We start from the raw sequence: 16,128 nt of genomic DNA on the forward strand, positions 1-16,128 counted from the left end.
TCATGGACACCTTGGCTCTGGTCGTGACCATCGCGGTCGCGCTCTTCTTCACGTACACGAACGGCTTCCACGACTCGGCGAACGCGATCGCCACGTCGGTCTCGACGCGCGCGCTCACCCCACGGGCCGCACTCGCGATGGCTGCTGTCATGAACCTTGCCGGTGCGTTTCTCGGCTCCGGGGTGGCCAAGACCGTCAGCGAGGGGCTGATCCAGACGCCCCAGGGGTCCAAGGGGATGGGAATCCTCTTCGCGGCGCTGATCGGCGCGATCACCTGGAACCTGGTCACCTGGTACTTCGGACTGCCCTCGTCCTCCTCGCACGCGCTGTTCGGCGGGATGGTCGGGGCCGCGCTGGCCGGCGGCACGACCGTGTACTGGAGCGGGGTGCTGGACAAGATCGTCATCCCGATGTTCATCTCGCCGGTGGTGGGCCTGGTCGTCGGCTACCTGGTGATGACGGCGATCCTGTGGCTCTTCAGGCGCTCCAACCCGCACAAGGCCAAGCGCGGTTTCCGGATAGCGCAGACCGTGTCGGCGGCCGGTATGGCCCTCGGACACGGTCTCCAGGACGCCCAGAAGACCATGGGCATCGTGGTGATGGCGCTGGTCATCGCGGACGTCCAGGACTACGGCGACCCCATCCCGGTATGGGTCAAGATCGTCTGCGCGGTGATGCTGTCACTGGGCACCTACGCGGGCGGCTGGCGGATCATGCGGACCCTCGGCCGGAAGATCATCGAGCTGGACCCGCCCCAGGGATTCGCGGCGGAGACGACCGGCGCGTCGATCATGTTCACCACCGCCTTCATCTTCAAGGCCCCGATCTCCACGACCCACGTCATCACGTCCGCGATCATGGGCGTCGGCGCAACGAAGCGCGTGAACGCCGTGCGGTGGGGTGTGGCCAAGAACATCATCCTCGGCTGGTTCATCACCATGCCGGCAGCGGCCCTGGTAGCCGCGGGAGCCTTCGGCGTCGTAAACCTGGCCTTCCTGTAAGCCCGCACCCCCCTCCAGCCCGTCCGGCGTTTGAGGACGAGGCCCCTTCAGGGCCGACCGGGGCCTGGGGCAGAGCCCCAGCGGGGTCCAGGGGCAGAGCCCCTGAGGACGGGACGGGTAGGGGCGGCGGGGGCGAACCCACACAGCCCCACCCCACACAGCCCCACCCCACCTCACCGCACCCCACCCCACAAACGACGGGCCCGCCCCTGGGAGCCAGGGGCGGGCCCTCTTCGTCCTCGCGGTGGCACCGCCATGCAACACCGCGAGGGGTCATGAACCAACCGTCGGCTCACCCCAAGCGGGCGCAGCCGAAACCGGCAGGCAGACAGACAGGCAGACTCAGCCGAACCGCCCGGAGATGTAGTCCTCCGTAGCCTGCACCGACGGATTGGAGAAGATCCTCTCCGTCTCATCGATCTCGATCAGCTTCCCCGGCTGCCCCACCGCCGCCAGGTTGAAGAACGCCGTCCGGTCGGACACCCGGGCCGCCTGCTGCATGTTGTGCGTCACGATGACAATCGTGAAGCGCTCCTTCAGCTCACCGATCAGGTCCTCGATGGCAAGCGTCGAGATCGGGTCGAGCGCCGAGCACGGCTCGTCCATGAGCAGCACGTTCGGCTCCACCGCGATCGCCCGCGCGATGCACAGACGCTGCTGCTGACCGCCCGACAGCCCGGAGCCCGGCTTGTTCAGACGGTCCTTGACCTCGTTCCAGAGGTTCGCGCCCTTGAGCGACTTCTCGACCGTGTCGCTCAGCTCCGACTTCTTGTAGCTGCCGTTCAGCCGCAGCCCCGCCGCCACGTTGTCGAAGATCGACATCGTGGGGAAGGGGTTCGGACGCTGGAACACCATGCCGACCTCGCGGCGCACGGACACCGGGTCTATGCCCTGCCCGTACAGGTCCTCGTCGTCCAGCAGCACCTTGCCCTCGACCCGGCCGCCCGAGGTGACCTCGTGCATCCGGTTCAGCGTGCGCAGGAACGTCGACTTGCCGCAGCCGGACGGGCCGATGAAGGCCGTCACCGAACGCGGCTCGACCGTCATCGAGATGTCCTCGATCGCCTTGTGGGATCCGTAGTAGGCGGTGAGTCCGCTTACGTCGATTCGCTTGGCCATGTTTGTACTTCGCTTCCAGATCAGTCGCCGTATGGCCGCGTCAGCGACCGGTCTTCGGGGCCTTCCAGCGGGCGATCCCGCGAGCCACCAGATTGAGGATCATCACGAACGCGATCAGGGTCAGGGCCGCCGCCCACGCGCGGTCGTAGGCCGCACCGGAGCCCGCGCTGTTCGCGTACTGCTGATAGATGTACAGCGGAAGTGACTGCTGCGCACCCTCAAAGGGGTTGGTGTTGATGAGCGAGTTGCCCCACACCAGCAGCAGCACCGGCGCGGTCTCGCCCGCGATACGGGCGATGGCCAGCATGATGCCGGTGGCGATGCCGCCGATCGAGGTCGGCAGGACCACCTTCAGGATGGTGCGCCACTTCGGGACACCGAGCGCCAGCGAGGCCTCACGCAGCTCGTTCGGGACGAGCTTGAGCATCTCCTCGGTGGAGCGGACCACGACCGGCATCATCAGGATGGCCAGCGCCAGCGACCCGGCGAACCCGAAGGGCTGCATCTCGAACATCAGCATGATGCTGAGGATGAACAGGCCCGCGACGATCGACGGGATGCCCGTCATGACGTCCACGAAGAAGGTGACCCAGCGGGCCAGCTTGCCGCGCCCGTACTCGACCAGGTAGATCGCGGTGAGCACACCGATCGGAGCGGCGATCACCGTGGCGAGGCCGACCTGCTCCAGGCTGCCGATGATGGCGTGGTAGATACCGCCGCCCGGGTCGGTGTCGGCGACCAGGCCCATCGAGTGGGTCAGGAAGTAGAAGTCGAGGACCTTCACACCACGTGAGACGGTCACCCAGACCAGGGAGACCAGCGGGATCAGGGCGAGCAGGAAGGCGACCCAGACCAGCGAGGTCGCGATCCGGTCCTTGGCCTGTCGGCGTCCCTCGACGCGGGCGGCGATCCCGAACGTGGCGAGCAGGAAGATGATCGCGGCGATCAGGCCCTGCTGGACCTTGCTGTCCAGACCGGCGGCCAGGCCGATGCCGAACGCCACGACGAGGGAGCCCGCCGCGATGGCGTACGGGGCCCACTTGGGGAGCCTGGCGCCGCGCAGGGTGCTGGGGCGCTTTTCGGCGACTGCGTTGCTCATGCGTTGGCCCCCGAGTACTCCTTGCGGCGGGCGATGATCATGCGCGCCGCGCCGTTGACCAGCAGCGTGATGACGAACAGGACCAGACCGGAGGCGATGAGCGCGTCCCGGCCGAGTTCGCTGGCCTCACTGAACTTGCTGGCGATGTTCTGGGCGAAGGTGCCGCCGCCCGGGTCGAGCAGGCTGGCCTGGATGTCGAAGGTCGGCGAGAGCACGGTGGCGACGGCCATCGTCTCGCCCAGCGCGCGGCCGAGACCGAGCATCGAGGCGGAGATCACGCCGGAGCGGCCGAAGGGGATCACCGCCATGCGGATGACCTCCCAGCGGGTGGCGCCGAGGGCGAGGGCCGCCTCTTCGATCATCTGCGGAGCCTGCCGGAAGACCTCACGGCTGACGTTGGTGATGATCGGCAGGATCATGATCGCGAGCAGGATGCCGACGGTCAGCATCGAGCGGGGCGCGCCACCCTGCCAGGAGAAGATGCCGGTCCAGCCGAAGTACTCGTCCAGCCAGCCGAAGAGGCCGGTCATGTTCGGCACCAGGACCAGGGCGCCCCACAGGCCGTAGACGATGGACGGCACGGCGGCGAGCAGGTCGATCACGTAGGCGATGGGACCGCTGAGCCTGCGCGGGGCGTAGTGGGTGAGGAACAGCGCGATCGCGACGGCGACCGGGACCGCGATGACCATCGCGATGATCGAGGAGACCACCGTGCCGAACGCCAGCACGGCGATGCCGAACTTCGGCGGCAGCAGGCTGGTGTTCCACTCGAAGGCGGTGAAGAAGTTGGCCTCGTCCTTGCCGATCGCGATCGAGGCACGGTAGGTCAGAAAGACCGCGATCGCGGCCATGATCACGAGCAGCAGGATGCCGGACCCACGGGAGAGACCGAGGAAGACCCGGTCACCGGGTCGGGTCGCGCCGCGGGCCGCGCGCTTCTGCTCGGCCGTGGGATGTGGGGCGGGTGGAGGGGCTTCGGTGTTCTTCGTTGATATGTCCATCGGGTTCTCCGGTCTGCGGAGCCGTACGCGCCGTACGGCCCAGTGGAGCCGGTCGCGGTCGGCGGCGGCTCCTGGCGGCGGTGCACCGGACGGTGCGGTCCGGTCCGGGGTTTCTCAAGGCCCCGGACCGGACCGCACACTCAGTCAGCTCAGGCCATCGATCGTGGTGCGGACCTTGGCGATGATGTCGTCGGGGATGGGCGCGTAGTCGTTGTCCGAGAGGACCTTCTGGCCGTCCTCGGAGGCGATGTAGCGCAGGAACGCCTTGGTGGCGGGCAGGGTGTCCGCCTTGTTGCCCTTGTCGCAGGCGATCTCGTAGGTGACCAGGGTGATCGGGTAGGCGCCGTCGGCCTTGGTCGCGTAGTTCAGCTGCAGCGAGAGGTCCTTGCCGGTGCCGACGACCTTGGCGTCGGCGATGGCCTTGGTGGCGTTCTCCACGGTGGCGTCGACCGGGGCGGAGGCGCCCGTGTCGATGCTGGCCGGGGTGATGCCGTCCTTGGCGTACGACAGCTCCATGTAGCCGATCGCGCCGGAGGTCTGCTTCACCTGCTGGGCGACGCCGGAGGAGCCGGACGCGGACTGGCCGCCCGACGCCTGCCAGGCCTTGCCGCCCTCGTAGGGCCAGTCGCTCTTGGCGGAGGCGATCAGGTACTTGGTGAAGTTGTCCGTGGTGCCGGAGTCCTCGGAGCGGTGGAACGCCTGGATCTTGAGGTCGGGAAGCTTCGCGCTGGGGTTCAGCTTCTTGATCGCCGCGTCATTCCAGTTCGTGATCTTGTTGTTGAAGATCTTCGCGAGGGTCGGCGCGTCCAGGACGAGCTTGTCCACACCCGGGACGTTGACGCCGACCGCGATCGGGCCGCCGACCATCGGCAGGTCGATGCCCTGGCCGCCCTTGCAGACGCTCTTGGAGGCGGTGACCTCTTCGGGCTTCAGCGCGGAGTCGGAGCCGGCGAAGGCGACCTGACCCTGGTTGAACGCGGTGATACCGGCGCCGGAGCCGCTGCCCTTGTAGTTGATCTGCACGCCACAGGCCTGGGTGAACTGCTTGACCCAGGCGTCGATCGCGTTCTTCTGCGCGGACGAGCCGTCGGCGAGCAGCTGGCCCTTGGCGTCGTCACACTTGATGTTGCCGGCCGCGGCCGTCGAGGGGCCGCTGCTGTTCCCGCCGGAGCTGGTGTCGTCGGAGCCGCACGCCGTGAGGGCCAGGGCGCCGGAGACGGCGAGAGCACCGAGGGTGAGGGCCCGCCGGTTCATGCGCTGAAGCTTCACTTGAGGGGATTCCTTCCAGGAGCCGCCGTCCTGAATCCGGCGGCGTGCGCGAAGTCTGAGTGATGCGAACACGTACTCGGAGTACCTGGCCGCACCGCGTAAGGCCGAAATTAGACAGATCAGGTGAAGGCGCCTACGGCTGGAAGTGAACGGCGGGTGAACCCCTGAGGACGGTGCGGTTAGGTCACGGAACGCTTACGGGAAGAGCACACCGAGGTCCCGGCACGGGCACCTCGACGCGGCAACCGCGCGGACGACCTGCGTACTCGTACCGCGAGGCACCAATTCTCACGGTACCGACAGGTAGCCGAACCGGCGCGATGTGGAACCGTGTCGCTGGTCGGGTGGAACCCGTGAGCTCACGAGGCCGTCTCGTTCCACGTAGTCGACGGAAGGCACGGACATGGAACGGCGCACGTTCATAGGGGGCACCGCCACCGCCTTCGCGGCACTGGTGACGGGCTGCAAGACGGGCGGCGGCTCCGCCGCGAGTACGTCGACCTCGTCGACCTCGTCGACCTCGTCCACCCGCACCTCGTTGCGGACGACCAGCGCGGCCGCCGCCGCCAACTGGTCCGCCCTCGCCCGCGACCTCGACGGCCCCCTGGTCCGCCCCGGCGACGCCGCCTGGCCGGCCGCCCGCCAGCTGTACAACACCCGCTTCGACTCGCTGAAGCCCGCCGCGGTCGCCTACGTCGCCGGCGAGGACGACATCCGTACGGCACTGTCCTACGCCCGCGCCCACAGCCTGCACGTGGCGATCCGCAACGGCGGCCACTCCTACGCGGGCTGGTCCTCGGGCAACGGCCGCCTGATCATCGACGTCTCCAAGCTGAGCCGGGTCCGGGCGAGCGGCGGCTCGGCGGTCGTCGGCGCGGGCGCCAAGCTGATCGACGTCTACCGTGCCCTCGCCGCGAAGGGCGTCACGATCCCCGCGGGCTCCTGCCCCACCGTCGGCGTCTCCGGCCTCACCCTCGGCGGCGGCCACGGAGTGGTCTCCCGGGCGTACGGCCTGACCTGCGACAGCCTCACCCAGGCCACCCTGGTCACGGCCGACGGCAAGCGGCTCACCGCGAACGCCACCGACCACAAGGACCTCTTCTGGGCCCTGCGGGGCGCGGGCAACGGCAACTTCGGCGTCGTGACGGAACTCCAGTTCAAGACCCACCCGGCGCCGCAGGCGGTGACGGCGTACCTGTCCTGGCCGTGGTCGAAGGCGGCCGCCGTGATGAAGGCGTGGCAGGAGTGGGGCCCGTCCCAGCCGGACGAGATCTGGTCCGCCCTGAACCTGGCGGCCGCGCCCGGCGGTCACGCCACCGTCTCCGTCGCCGCCTTCTCCCTCGGCACCTACGGCGAACTCCAGAACGCGGTGGACCGCCTCGCGGACAAGGTCGGCGCCCCGGCGAGCAGCGTGTCGCTGCGCCGCCGCGGCTACAAGGAGGCGATGGAGATCTACGCGCACTGCTCGGGCTTCTCGAACGACGCGCAGTGCCATCTGCCGGGCTCCACGCCGGGCCGCTCACCGCAGGGCGCGCTCGGCCGGGAGACCTACGCGGCCCGCTCCGACTTCTTCGACCGCTCACTCTCCGCGGCCGGCATCCAGACGGCGCTCAGGCAGATGAACTCGGTGCGCGGCGGCTCCGGCAGCATCGCGTTCACGGCGCTCGGCGGGGCGGTCAACCGGGTCTCGCCGACGGCGACGGCGTTCGTCCACCGCCGCTCGCGGATGCTGGCCCAGTACATCGCCTCCTGGCGGGCCGGCACCAGCGGCGCGGCCGCCCAGTCCTGGCTGACCTCGGCCCACGATGCGATGAAGCCGTACGCCTCCGGCGCGGCCTACCAGAACTACACGGACCCGACCCTGAAAGACTGGCGCACGGCGTACTACGGCGCCGCGGCGACCCGCCTGACCGCGATCAAGAAGCAGTACGACCCGAACCGCTTCTTCACCTTTCCCCAGGCGCTGTGACCCCGGGCGGGCCGCTGACCGGAGAGGTCCTGCGCGGCCCTACGCGGCCAGGTCCCGCTCCTCGGTGCCCGTCGGCTCCTTGTGCGCACCCGGGAGCACCGCGTCCCGCCCGTCGTACGAGCGCCCCCGGGCCCGGATCAGCCAACTGGCCCGCGGCGACCGCTCGATCGCTTTGATGACCGGCGTCAGCAGGGCCGTGGCCACCGGGGACAGCAGCAGCGCGACGGCGGTGCCGAGCGCGAACCCGCCCACGACGTCGGTCGGGTAGTGCACGCCCATGTAGATCCGGCAGAACCCTTCGAGCAACGCGAGCCCGAGGCCGATGAGTCCGAACTTGCGGTTGGCGACGAACAGGGCGACCGCCATGGCCATGGTGATGGTCGCGTGGTCGCTGACGAACGAGTAGTCGGTCTTGCCGGAGACCAGGACGTCGAGCCCCTCGTGGGTGCGGAACGGCCGGGGACGCTCGACGAAGCCCCGTATCGGCACGTTCACCAGGACCGCGACACCGGCTGCCAGCGGCGCCCAGACGAGCGAGGCGACGGACGACGCCGCGTCCTCGGCTCCCCGTCGGCGCACCGACCACCAGCACCACAGCACGAGCAGCACCATGGCGAGCAGCAGACCGTACTCGCCGACGTACTCCATGCCCTTGTCGAACCAGGCGGGGGCGTCCTTGGCGAGGCCGTTGATGTCGTACAGCAGATCGACGTCAGGGTTCGACCCGGATTCTGCGAGTCCAGCCATGGTGCGCGGCCCCTTCGTCGTCTCTCTCGGCGCACCCTTGCGTACGCCGTTTCTGCCCACCCCCGCTGGTTTGCAGATTCGCTATGTCACCAGGAACGCACGACTCCCGTAAATACGTTCCACACTCCACCGAATGATCACTCAGACGTTATCGAAGAGAGACACATCGCCGCAGCTCAGGGGGTGGGTTCACGCTCGGTTCAGACCGTCGTGGGGAGCGCTTTCGCGCCATCTTCGGTGACCCTCGTGGCCCCGAAGTAATCGGGGGTGTCAATGCGGTCGAACCGGATCACAGCGCCTGTTCTCGGCGCGTCGATCATGTATCCGCCACCCACATAAATCCCCACATGGCGGATGGCCCGGGAGTTGCCGAGGTCGTCCGAGAAGAACACCAGGTCGCCGGGGAGCAGCTCGTCCCGCGACGGGTGCGGACCGGCGTTGTACTGATCGTTGGCGACCCGCGGAAGCGTGATCCTGACGCTCTCGTACGCGGCCTTGGTCAGCCCGGAACAGTCGAACTGCCCGTTGTCCTCGGCGGTTCCGTCGCCACCCCACAGGTAGGGCGTGCCGAGCTTCTTCTGGGCGTAGGAGATGGCGCCGGCCGCCTGCTCGGACGGATCGACCCGGCTCACCGGAGCCGCGAAGCTCTCCTCCAGGGTCGTGATCGTCTTCACGTAGTTCCGGGTCTCGGAGTACGGCGGCACACCCCCGTACTTGATGACCGCGTAGGCCCCGGCGTTGTACGAGGCCAGCATGTTTTCGGTCAGATTCCCGCGAACGTTCTTCACGTACGAGGCGAGTGAGCAGTCGTAGGCCGCGGCGGACGGGATCGCGTCGTTCGGATCCCACACGTCCTTGTCACCGTCCCCGTCGCCGTCGACCCCGTGCGTCGCCCACGTCCCGGGAATGAACTGCGCTATCCCCTGGGCCGCCGCCGCGCTCTGGGCCTTCGGGTTGAACCCGCTCTCCTGGTAGAGCTGGGCGGCGAGCAGCGCCGGATTGATGGCGGGGCACATGTTGCCCCACTTCTGCACGAGCTCGCGGTAGGCGGCGGGCACGGCACCCTTTGCCAGCGTCTTGGTGCCACCGCCCACCTCGTTGGCCAGGTTCCCGGCGACCACGTACACGCCGACGACGAGCAGCATCACGAGGCCGAGCCCCGCCCCGCCGACGGCACCCGCCACGACCCACGCCTTACGCACCGTCAACCGCCCCTCGGCCCCTGGGAGTCCGCCCGCGTCAGTCTAGGAGCTTCCCACCGGGATACCCGCGCAACCAGGCGCGATCCGGCCGCGGTCGGCGGATCTCCCGCCGCGTCCCGGTACAACCGCGCCGCCTGGGCCCCGAGAACCACGCTGTACGACACGTCCGCCGTGGCCCCGCCCTCCTCGTGCCCGCCCAGGACGCCCACGACCTCCCCGTACCCGTTGACCCAGGGACTGCCGCTGGTGCCCCCGCTGAAGTCGGGGCACTCGATGCGCTGTTGCGTACGGCTGTGGCGGGTGGGCCGGTTGGTGCAGCTGATCGGCACCTCGCGGGAGCCGGGATACCCGGTCACGGTGACGTCGGTGGCCCCGGTGGCGGTACGGGTGACGAAGCGATAGCCGCCGACCACGTCCTCGACCCGCTTCCCGCCCCCCTCCCCGACGACGGCGAAGGCGACATCGCTGTCCTCACTGCCCTCGCCCTCCTCGTCCTGCCCCTCGGCCCACCCGTCGGGCAGAAACCGCCGCTCGACCTTCCACACCCCGTACGGCGACCGCCCGTCCCGGTACCCGGGCACGAACACGGCGTCCTCCGCGTTCCCGTCGAGACAGTGGGCGGCGGTCACGATCAGATCCCGTCCCGGACTGTGCACCACGGACGCCGTACAGAAGTGCTCCCCGCCGGCGAACAACGCCCCCACCCGCGCACTCCGCGCCGTCGGAGCGGCCACGGCGGTCACACCGACAGGCCCCGCCCCGTCATCGGCGGTCGCCTCCGAGGCCGAGGTGACGGCGAGCAGGACGGTGAGAGCGAGGACATGGAGGGGGTTGCGGTTCATCATCGGAACTCACGGTTCCGTACGAAGGTGAGAAACGGGCCAAGTCGGCTTCGGCTCCACGGCGTGCTCGCCTGCGAGGGATGCGCACGGGTGAGACGTCACAGACGGTCATACCTGGCGCATTCGGTCGAGTTCTTTCGGGTAGGTCCCTTACCATCGACGCCTGTTCACACACGGACAAGGGGGGTCCATGATGCGTGTTCGCATCGAAAGTGATGGCGAGAAGCAGGCTCTGACGGAGCTTCAGGGCTGGCTGGCTCGTGACCCGAAGGCGCGGCGTCTGACCGTCACCCCCGTCTCCACGCCAGGGCCCACCATGGGCACGCTGGACGCGCTGGAAGTCATTCTGGGATCCACCATCGACATCGCGAACTTCGCCGTGGGCTACGCCGGCTGGCGGCTCGCCCGGGGTCGCGGTGGGAGCCGGGGCGCGCGCACCCTGACCTTCTGGGGCACGGCCGTCGACATCAGCCACCTCGATCCGGAGCAGTTGGCGGATCTGCTGCGCCGCTTGGAGGCCGGGGACGCGGATGACGGTGCCACCCAGTCATGACCGACCGGCCGGCCCCGCGGTCCCGGGCGGTCCTGTTAGGCGTCCATGACTACGAGGCGTTCCCCAGACTCGACGGAGTCGCCAAGAACATTCCCGCGCTGCTCGACCAGCTGACCGACCCCGGGATGGAAGCGCTGCGCAGGGAGGACTGCGACGTCCTCCCTGCGTACAGCTCGCAGAACGACTTCCTCGGTGCCGTGTGCACCGCCGCGGAAGAGGCCTCCGACCTGCTTCTGGTCTACTACGCAGGCCACGGTCACTACTCCCGGGACGGGCAGGAACTCCTCCTCGCCACGAAGCAGAGCAGTCACCAGCGGACCTTCTACTCGGTCGAGTACCGAAAGCTCAAGGAGTTCGTCGAGGAATCCGAGGCACGGCACAAGGTCGTCATCATCGACTCCTGCCACAGCGGGCTCGCCGTACGGATGGGCGGCCAGAGCCCGGCCGAGCAGGACGAGGCCTTCGCCATCGAGGGGGCCTGCGTCCTCACCTCGGCCGCGGAGACCGAGGAGTCGATCTGCCTCCCGACCGGCAGCGTGTTCACCCTCGCGCTGGTGGACGTACTCAAGCAGGGCATCGAGGGGCCTCTGGACGGCACGGGGCGCAGAGGCGAGGAGCAGAGCCACCTCCTGACCGGTGATGTCCTGAGGGTGCTCAGGAGCAAGCTGGCGGGCCGGGTGGAGGGCGGGAAACCGGTACCGGAACCCCGCATCGCCTGCCGCGGCGAGGGATACCGGATCCCGCTCGCCCGCAACCGGGCCTACACCGGCGAGAAGCCCGCCGCCACCGCCCCGGCCGGTGCCACCGACCAGCCGCCGGCACCCGATCCCGATCCGCTCTGCTCGGTGGTCCCTCAGGAGAAGTTCGTCGCGGGACTCGGCGAGTTCGAGCAGAACCTCACCCCGGAATGCCTCCCCTACGTGTCCCCGGGGCAGGACGACAGGACCGAGCGGTCCCAGCTGTTCCGCCGCCTTCGCGAGTCCGACGATCGGGGCGTGCTGCTGACCGGCGCGGCCGGCACCGGCAAGACCCGTACGGTCCTCGAGGTGGGACGGCTGGCGCTGGACGCGGGCTGGCGCGTGCTGCACCTGCGTCCCAGCAGGAAGGAGCCGGTGACCGCCGAGATCATCAAACAGGTCCTCGCCGAGGACACCCCGGCCCTGGTGGTGATGGACTACCTCAACGACTACTTCAGCTTCCGCAAGGACGACGAGGACCCCCGGCTCGACCTGACCACCCTGCGGCACCACCTTCTGCCGGAGGCGCGCCGCAAGGGAATCAAAGTCGCCTTCCTCGCCACGGCGCGTCCCGGGTGGCTGCTCAAGGCGAAAGAGATCCACCTTCACGACCTCCTCGACGAGTTCCCCCTGCGGCAGGACGAGGAATTCCAGCGGCTGGTGGCGGAGCAGGCGCTGAAAAGGCTGGCGCACACGGCCATCACACGGTTCGGCATGGACCGGATGTGGGAGATCTGCGGCCACCGGCCCATCATCGCGCTGCTGGTCGCCCGTGAAGTGGAGCGCCGGGTCAAAGCCGGCAGCCTGCGGGACCTCTCCGGTCTGAGGGCGAGCGGCGAACTGTCCACCTGGCTCAGGAACCGGCTGGAGGAGGACGACCTCGCCGTCGTCCAGGACCAGCAACCCCGTCACCGGGCGACCGCCTTCCACCGGGCCTCGGCCTCCGAGCTGCTGGTGGCCGCCGCGGCCGCCGCGGCCGCCTGTCCGCAGGACTACGCGGAGGTGGTCGCGTCCGCCAAGGCCGCGCTGCCCCAGGCCTCCAAGGAGACACCGGAGGCGGAGGAGGTGGTGGAGACCCTGCTCGACATGGGCTGGCTGCAGCGCAAAGGCCAGGCCGGCATGCTGGCCACCGCCCACGACATCGTCTGCGACCAGCTCATCGAGTCCGTGCTCCTCCCGTCCGGTTCCCGGAGCCCGGACCGGCGCAAGGCCCTGTCCCTGCTGGGCGGTTCTCTCACCAGCCCCCGGACCCTCGGGCGCTACGCGACGAACCTCGCCCGGTTGATGAACGACCTGGCGTCCCAGCCCGGGGACTCCCTGTCGGAGCTGCTCGAAGGCTGGTTCGCGGACAACTCCTCGGCCATCGGCGACCTCATGCGGAGCGACGCCGACGCGGGCAGCTACGCCCTCGGAGCGCTCGTCTACGGGCCACCCTGGTCGCAGGCGGCCGTACGGAACTGGCAGGAGATCGCCGGCCCCTGGCTCGAGGAGTACGGCGGCGAGGCCGACGCCCGTCATCTGCTCCACAGCAGCCTGTCCCGCCTGCCCGCCGAGAACGCGGCCCTGCTCGTCCCGGCGGCACTGCACTGGCTCGACATGTACGGCTGGCGGCAGGACGCCAGTTATGTCCTGGGCCCGCTGCTCAGCAGAACGGAACTCCCGGCCGAACTGAGCCCGTCCCTGGAGAACGCACTCGGCTGGGTGAACCTCCACAGCCACTCCCAGGGGGCCCACTTCGTCCTGAGCGCCCTGGTGGCTCGCGAGGACCTCACCGTCCAGCAGGCAAGGAAGGCCGTACCGGCGGCCCTGGAGTGGTGCGAACGCTCGATGGCCGCGCGGCAGGCCGGAGCGGTCCTTCAGCCCCTGCTGGGCCGGGACGACCTGACCGACGCCGAGAAGCGCCGCGCGATCGCGGCGGCCTACACCTGGGTGGGGCGTCACATCACCCTCGAGAGCTCGTCGAAGGTTCTGCTCGCGCTGCTGAACTACTCCGACCTTCCGCACGAGGAGCTCCGTTACGCCGCCAAGCTGGCGCTCGAGTGGCTGGGGCACCACTGGGACTCACTGCGTGCCAGGCGGGTCCTGCACCCGTTGCTGGGCATGCGGGGAGCGGCCACGCGGCAGATGCGGCAGGCGGTCACCCACGCGGTCGGGTGGTTGAAGTCCCACGCCATGGAGAGGGACGCCGACTTCCTGATCGGCCGGCTGCTCGAGCGCGACGATCTCACTCCCTCGGAACTCAAGCTCGTCGTCGGGTCCGCGGGTCGCTGGCTGGAGGCCCACGCGACGGAGCGGGACGGCGACTTCCTGATCGGTGGGCTGCTGGAGCGCGACGACCTCACCGCCGAGGAACTGGAGCTGGTGATCCGGTTCGGGGACCGGTGGCTGGACATCCACGCGACCGAGGCGGCCGCCAGCTTCATCCTGGCCAAGATGCTGACCCGGGGCGACCTCACCGACGAGCAGGCCCGGCTGGCCATAGGGCAGGCGACGTCCTGGCTGGAGCTCCACCGACACGAAAAAGCCGCGGGATACGTACTGCAACACCTGCTCAAGCGGGAGGACGTTCCCGCCTTCGAGTCCCGCCGCGCCGCCACCTTCGCCAACGAATGGCTGTCGCTGCACAAGGAGGACGCGGCCGCCAGCTATGTCCTGCCTGCCCTGCTGGCCCGGCCCGACCTCACCGAGGAGGGTGCGGACCAGGCCATCACCTCGGCGATGTCCTGGCTGCGCGTGCACGGTCTCACCGACACGGCGGACCGCGTCCTGCGGCCACTTCTCCTGCGTGCCGACCTCCCGCCCGGCCAGGTGCGGTCCGCCGCCGGCCGCACCGCCCGATGGCTTGAGCGGTACCGCGAGGAGACAAGCGCGGGCTATCTGCTCGGTGCTCTGCTCGCGCGGGACGACCTCACGGCGGAGGAGGCCGCCGCCGGCGTGCACGAGGGCCTGGTGTGGCTGGAGCGGAACTGCCCGAGAACCGGGACCCATTGCCTCCTGCCGGAACTGCTCGGGCGGGCCGAACTCTCGCCCGAGCAGCGTGCGCGGGCCACCGCGTTCTCCGAGATCTGGGAGGGGCGGAACCCGGACACCCGGATGGAGGCTCAGCGACTTCGGAGGCTGCTCCGTGGCCCCATGGCGCGTACGGACGAGGAGAAGCTGCGGGAGCTCGTCTCCGGGGTGGAGTGGCTTGAGGGGAACACCACGGAGGTGGAGGCGCTGGCGGTACTGACCGCTGTGCTGGAGCATCCCATGCTGCGGCGTTCCGAGCCGGCCGGGGAACTCACCGGCAGAGCCGTCACCTCGGCCCTGGCCTGGCTGGCGGAGCACTGGTCGGAGGTCACCGCCACGCACCTGATCCAGACGCTGCTCCGGTCCACCGGGATGACGGGCGGGCACCTCGTCGACACGGTGACGTACAGCCTGCGCTGGCTCGTGCGGCACGGGGAGCAGGCTCGTGCCCGGCATGTGCTGCAGTTGCTGCTCTCGCACACCGGTCTGGACGAGGCGCAGCGCGACGCGAGTGCCCTGCTGGCCATCGGCTGGCTGCGGTACTGGGGAACCGCACCCGCCGCGTACCTCCTCATGGAGAGACTGCTGGGATGCACCACCCTCGTGGAGGAGCGGGTGCGGGACACGGTCGCCTTCACCCGCATCTGGCTCACCCGTCATCGCGCGATGAAGGAGGCGGGCTTCGTCCTCGAGCCCTTGCTGGCCCGGGACGATCTGACGGAGGACGAGCTTGAGTGGGTTCTTCCGGAGGCGATGGGCTGGTTGAGGGACCACGGGGCCAGCCGTGCGGCGCGGCACATCGTGACCGGGCTCGCCGAACACGACCGGATCGGGGCGGCCGACCTCGACGAAGTACTGGACACGGGCATCGCATGGCTGGAGAGCCACAGCCACTCACCACAGTTGCACCGCACGCTGCGGTCGCTGTTCGGCTCGGCGAATCTGAGCCAGGCGCAGGCCGGGAGGCTGGCCGACTGCGGACTGCGGTGGATGTCCCAGCAGACGACGGCGAGCACCTGGCGCATGCTGAGCGTCCTCGCCGAGCGTTCGGACCTGCCGGCCGAACAGGCCGCGGCGGTCGAATCGCTGGTGTCCACCCGGGTGTCGGCGGACCCCACCGCGTTCGACGCCAGTTTTGTGCTGGCGCCCCGCCTGACGCGTACGGACGTCAAGCTGGCCCAGCGCACGAAGGAGATCTCCTGGTCGCTCGCATGGCTGGAGCGCCACATGCCGCACTGGCGGTGCCGCTTCCTCCTGGGAGCTCTGCTCGCGCTGGAGAATCTCTCGGCGGCCGAGACGCGTCGGGTCGTGGACTGGTCACTGGAGTGGCTGGAGCACCATACGGGCGGCACCGCCACGGCGTTCGCCACCCCGGGCGCGGAAGCGATCCTCGGCCCGCTCCTTTCGCTGGAGCTCGACGAGGCACAGCTGCGGCGGCTCGAGGTCTGCCTCCCGCAGGGCGAGGCGCCGGGCGAAGGACCGGCGATCCCCACGACGCGGATCTCGGGAGAGGCCGGCAGCCCCTCCGACGCGGGTGCGGCGGAGCCGACGGCGACTGCCGCTTCCAACTAGAACGGGGC

Annotated in this window: 11 protein-coding genes; 4 read left to right on the forward strand and 7 right to left on the reverse strand. The window is 69.4% G+C overall.

Annotated features, from left to right (window positions below):
- Window positions 1-2: 2 nt before the first annotated feature.
- On the forward strand, window positions 3-1,001 hold the full coding sequence (locus ACFYRY_RS22525; protein WP_389148251.1) for an anion permease: 999 nt from the start codon (window positions 3-5) through the stop codon (window positions 999-1,001).
- A gap of 342 nt (window positions 1,002-1,343) precedes the next feature.
- Here the strand turns inward: ACFYRY_RS22525 and pstB are convergent, their stop codons facing one another.
- From pstB to pstS, 4 genes are all read right to left on the reverse strand, one after another.
- Complete coding sequence (gene pstB, locus ACFYRY_RS22530; RefSeq protein ID WP_389148254.1) at window positions 1,344-2,120, reverse strand: phosphate ABC transporter ATP-binding protein PstB; 777 nt, start codon at window positions 2,118-2,120, stop codon at window positions 1,344-1,346.
- Between the two features lie 40 nt (window positions 2,121-2,160).
- Complete coding sequence (pstA, locus tag ACFYRY_RS22535) at window positions 2,161-3,219, reverse strand: phosphate ABC transporter permease PstA (RefSeq protein ID WP_389148257.1); 1,059 nt, start codon at window positions 3,217-3,219, stop codon at window positions 2,161-2,163.
- Window positions 3,216-4,220, reverse strand: coding sequence for a phosphate ABC transporter permease subunit PstC (gene pstC, locus ACFYRY_RS22540; RefSeq protein ID WP_389148259.1), 1,005 nt, complete (start codon window positions 4,218-4,220; stop codon window positions 3,216-3,218). Before pstC ends, pstA begins: the two co-directional genes overlap by 4 nt.
- A 144-nt stretch (window positions 4,221-4,364) precedes the next feature.
- The gene (gene pstS, locus ACFYRY_RS22545; RefSeq protein WP_389148262.1) at window positions 4,365-5,489 is read right to left on the reverse strand and encodes a phosphate ABC transporter substrate-binding protein PstS; all 1,125 of its coding nucleotides are present in this window, start codon (window positions 5,487-5,489) and stop codon (window positions 4,365-4,367) included.
- Window positions 5,490-5,892: 403 nt separating this feature from the next.
- On the opposite strand from pstS, the gene ACFYRY_RS22550 reads away from it, so the two are divergent.
- Window positions 5,893-7,458, forward strand: a complete 1,566-nt coding sequence (locus tag ACFYRY_RS22550; RefSeq protein WP_389148265.1) for an FAD-binding oxidoreductase — start codon at window positions 5,893-5,895, stop codon at window positions 7,456-7,458.
- A gap of 39 nt (window positions 7,459-7,497) precedes the next feature.
- Here ACFYRY_RS22550 and ACFYRY_RS22555 read toward each other — a convergent pair whose 3' ends face one another.
- From ACFYRY_RS22555 to ACFYRY_RS22565, 3 genes are all read right to left on the reverse strand, one after another.
- Complete coding sequence (locus ACFYRY_RS22555; protein WP_389148268.1) at window positions 7,498-8,205, reverse strand: phosphatase PAP2 family protein; 708 nt, start codon at window positions 8,203-8,205, stop codon at window positions 7,498-7,500.
- Between the two features lie 200 nt (window positions 8,206-8,405).
- Window positions 8,406-9,413 (reverse strand): NlpC/P60 family protein, encoded by a 1,008-nt coding sequence (locus tag ACFYRY_RS22560; RefSeq protein ID WP_389148271.1) that lies wholly within the window; start codon window positions 9,411-9,413, stop codon window positions 8,406-8,408.
- On the reverse strand, window positions 9,410-10,249 hold the full coding sequence (locus tag ACFYRY_RS22565; protein WP_389148419.1) for a trypsin-like peptidase domain-containing protein: 840 nt from the start codon (window positions 10,247-10,249) through the stop codon (window positions 9,410-9,412). Before ACFYRY_RS22565 ends, ACFYRY_RS22560 begins: the two co-directional genes overlap by 4 nt.
- Window positions 10,250-10,439: 190 nt before the next feature.
- Here ACFYRY_RS22565 and ACFYRY_RS22570 point away from each other — a divergent pair, with 190 nt between their 5' ends.
- Both ACFYRY_RS22570 and ACFYRY_RS22575 read left to right on the forward strand, forming a co-directional pair.
- The gene (locus ACFYRY_RS22570) at window positions 10,440-10,802 is read left to right on the forward strand and encodes a hypothetical protein (RefSeq protein ID WP_389148273.1); all 363 of its coding nucleotides are present in this window, start codon (window positions 10,440-10,442) and stop codon (window positions 10,800-10,802) included.
- Complete coding sequence (locus ACFYRY_RS22575; protein WP_389148276.1) at window positions 10,799-16,120, forward strand: caspase family protein; 5,322 nt, start codon at window positions 10,799-10,801, stop codon at window positions 16,118-16,120. The genes ACFYRY_RS22570 and ACFYRY_RS22575 overlap by 4 nt, the downstream gene beginning before the upstream one ends.
- Window positions 16,121-16,128: the final 8 nt, after the last annotated feature.

The organism is Streptomyces sp. NPDC005263, from assembly GCF_042872365.1.
In the GTDB taxonomy this organism is placed as follows: Bacteria; Actinomycetota; Actinomycetes; order Streptomycetales; family Streptomycetaceae; genus Streptomyces.

Coding starts and splice junctions, on each gene's coding strand:
- ACFYRY_RS22525 (WP_389148251.1), top strand. CDS start 3: ATGGACACCTTGGCTCTGGTCGTGACCATCGCGGTCGCGCTCTTCTTC.
- pstB (WP_389148254.1), bottom strand. CDS start 2,120: ATGGCCAAGCGAATCGACGTAAGCGGACTCACCGCCTACTACGGATCC.
- pstA (WP_389148257.1), bottom strand. CDS start 3,219: ATGAGCAACGCAGTCGCCGAAAAGCGCCCCAGCACCCTGCGCGGCGCC.
- pstC (WP_389148259.1), bottom strand. CDS start 4,220: ATGGACATATCAACGAAGAACACCGAAGCCCCTCCACCCGCCCCACAT.
- ACFYRY_RS22550 (WP_389148265.1), top strand. CDS start 5,893: ATGGAACGGCGCACGTTCATAGGGGGCACCGCCACCGCCTTCGCGGCA.
- ACFYRY_RS22555 (WP_389148268.1), bottom strand. CDS start 8,205: ATGGCTGGACTCGCAGAATCCGGGTCGAACCCTGACGTCGATCTGCTG.
- ACFYRY_RS22565 (WP_389148419.1), bottom strand. CDS start 10,249: ATGAACCGCAACCCCCTCCATGTCCTCGCTCTCACCGTCCTGCTCGCC.
- ACFYRY_RS22570 (WP_389148273.1), top strand. CDS start 10,440: ATGATGCGTGTTCGCATCGAAAGTGATGGCGAGAAGCAGGCTCTGACG.
- ACFYRY_RS22575 (WP_389148276.1), top strand. CDS start 10,799: ATGACCGACCGGCCGGCCCCGCGGTCCCGGGCGGTCCTGTTAGGCGTC.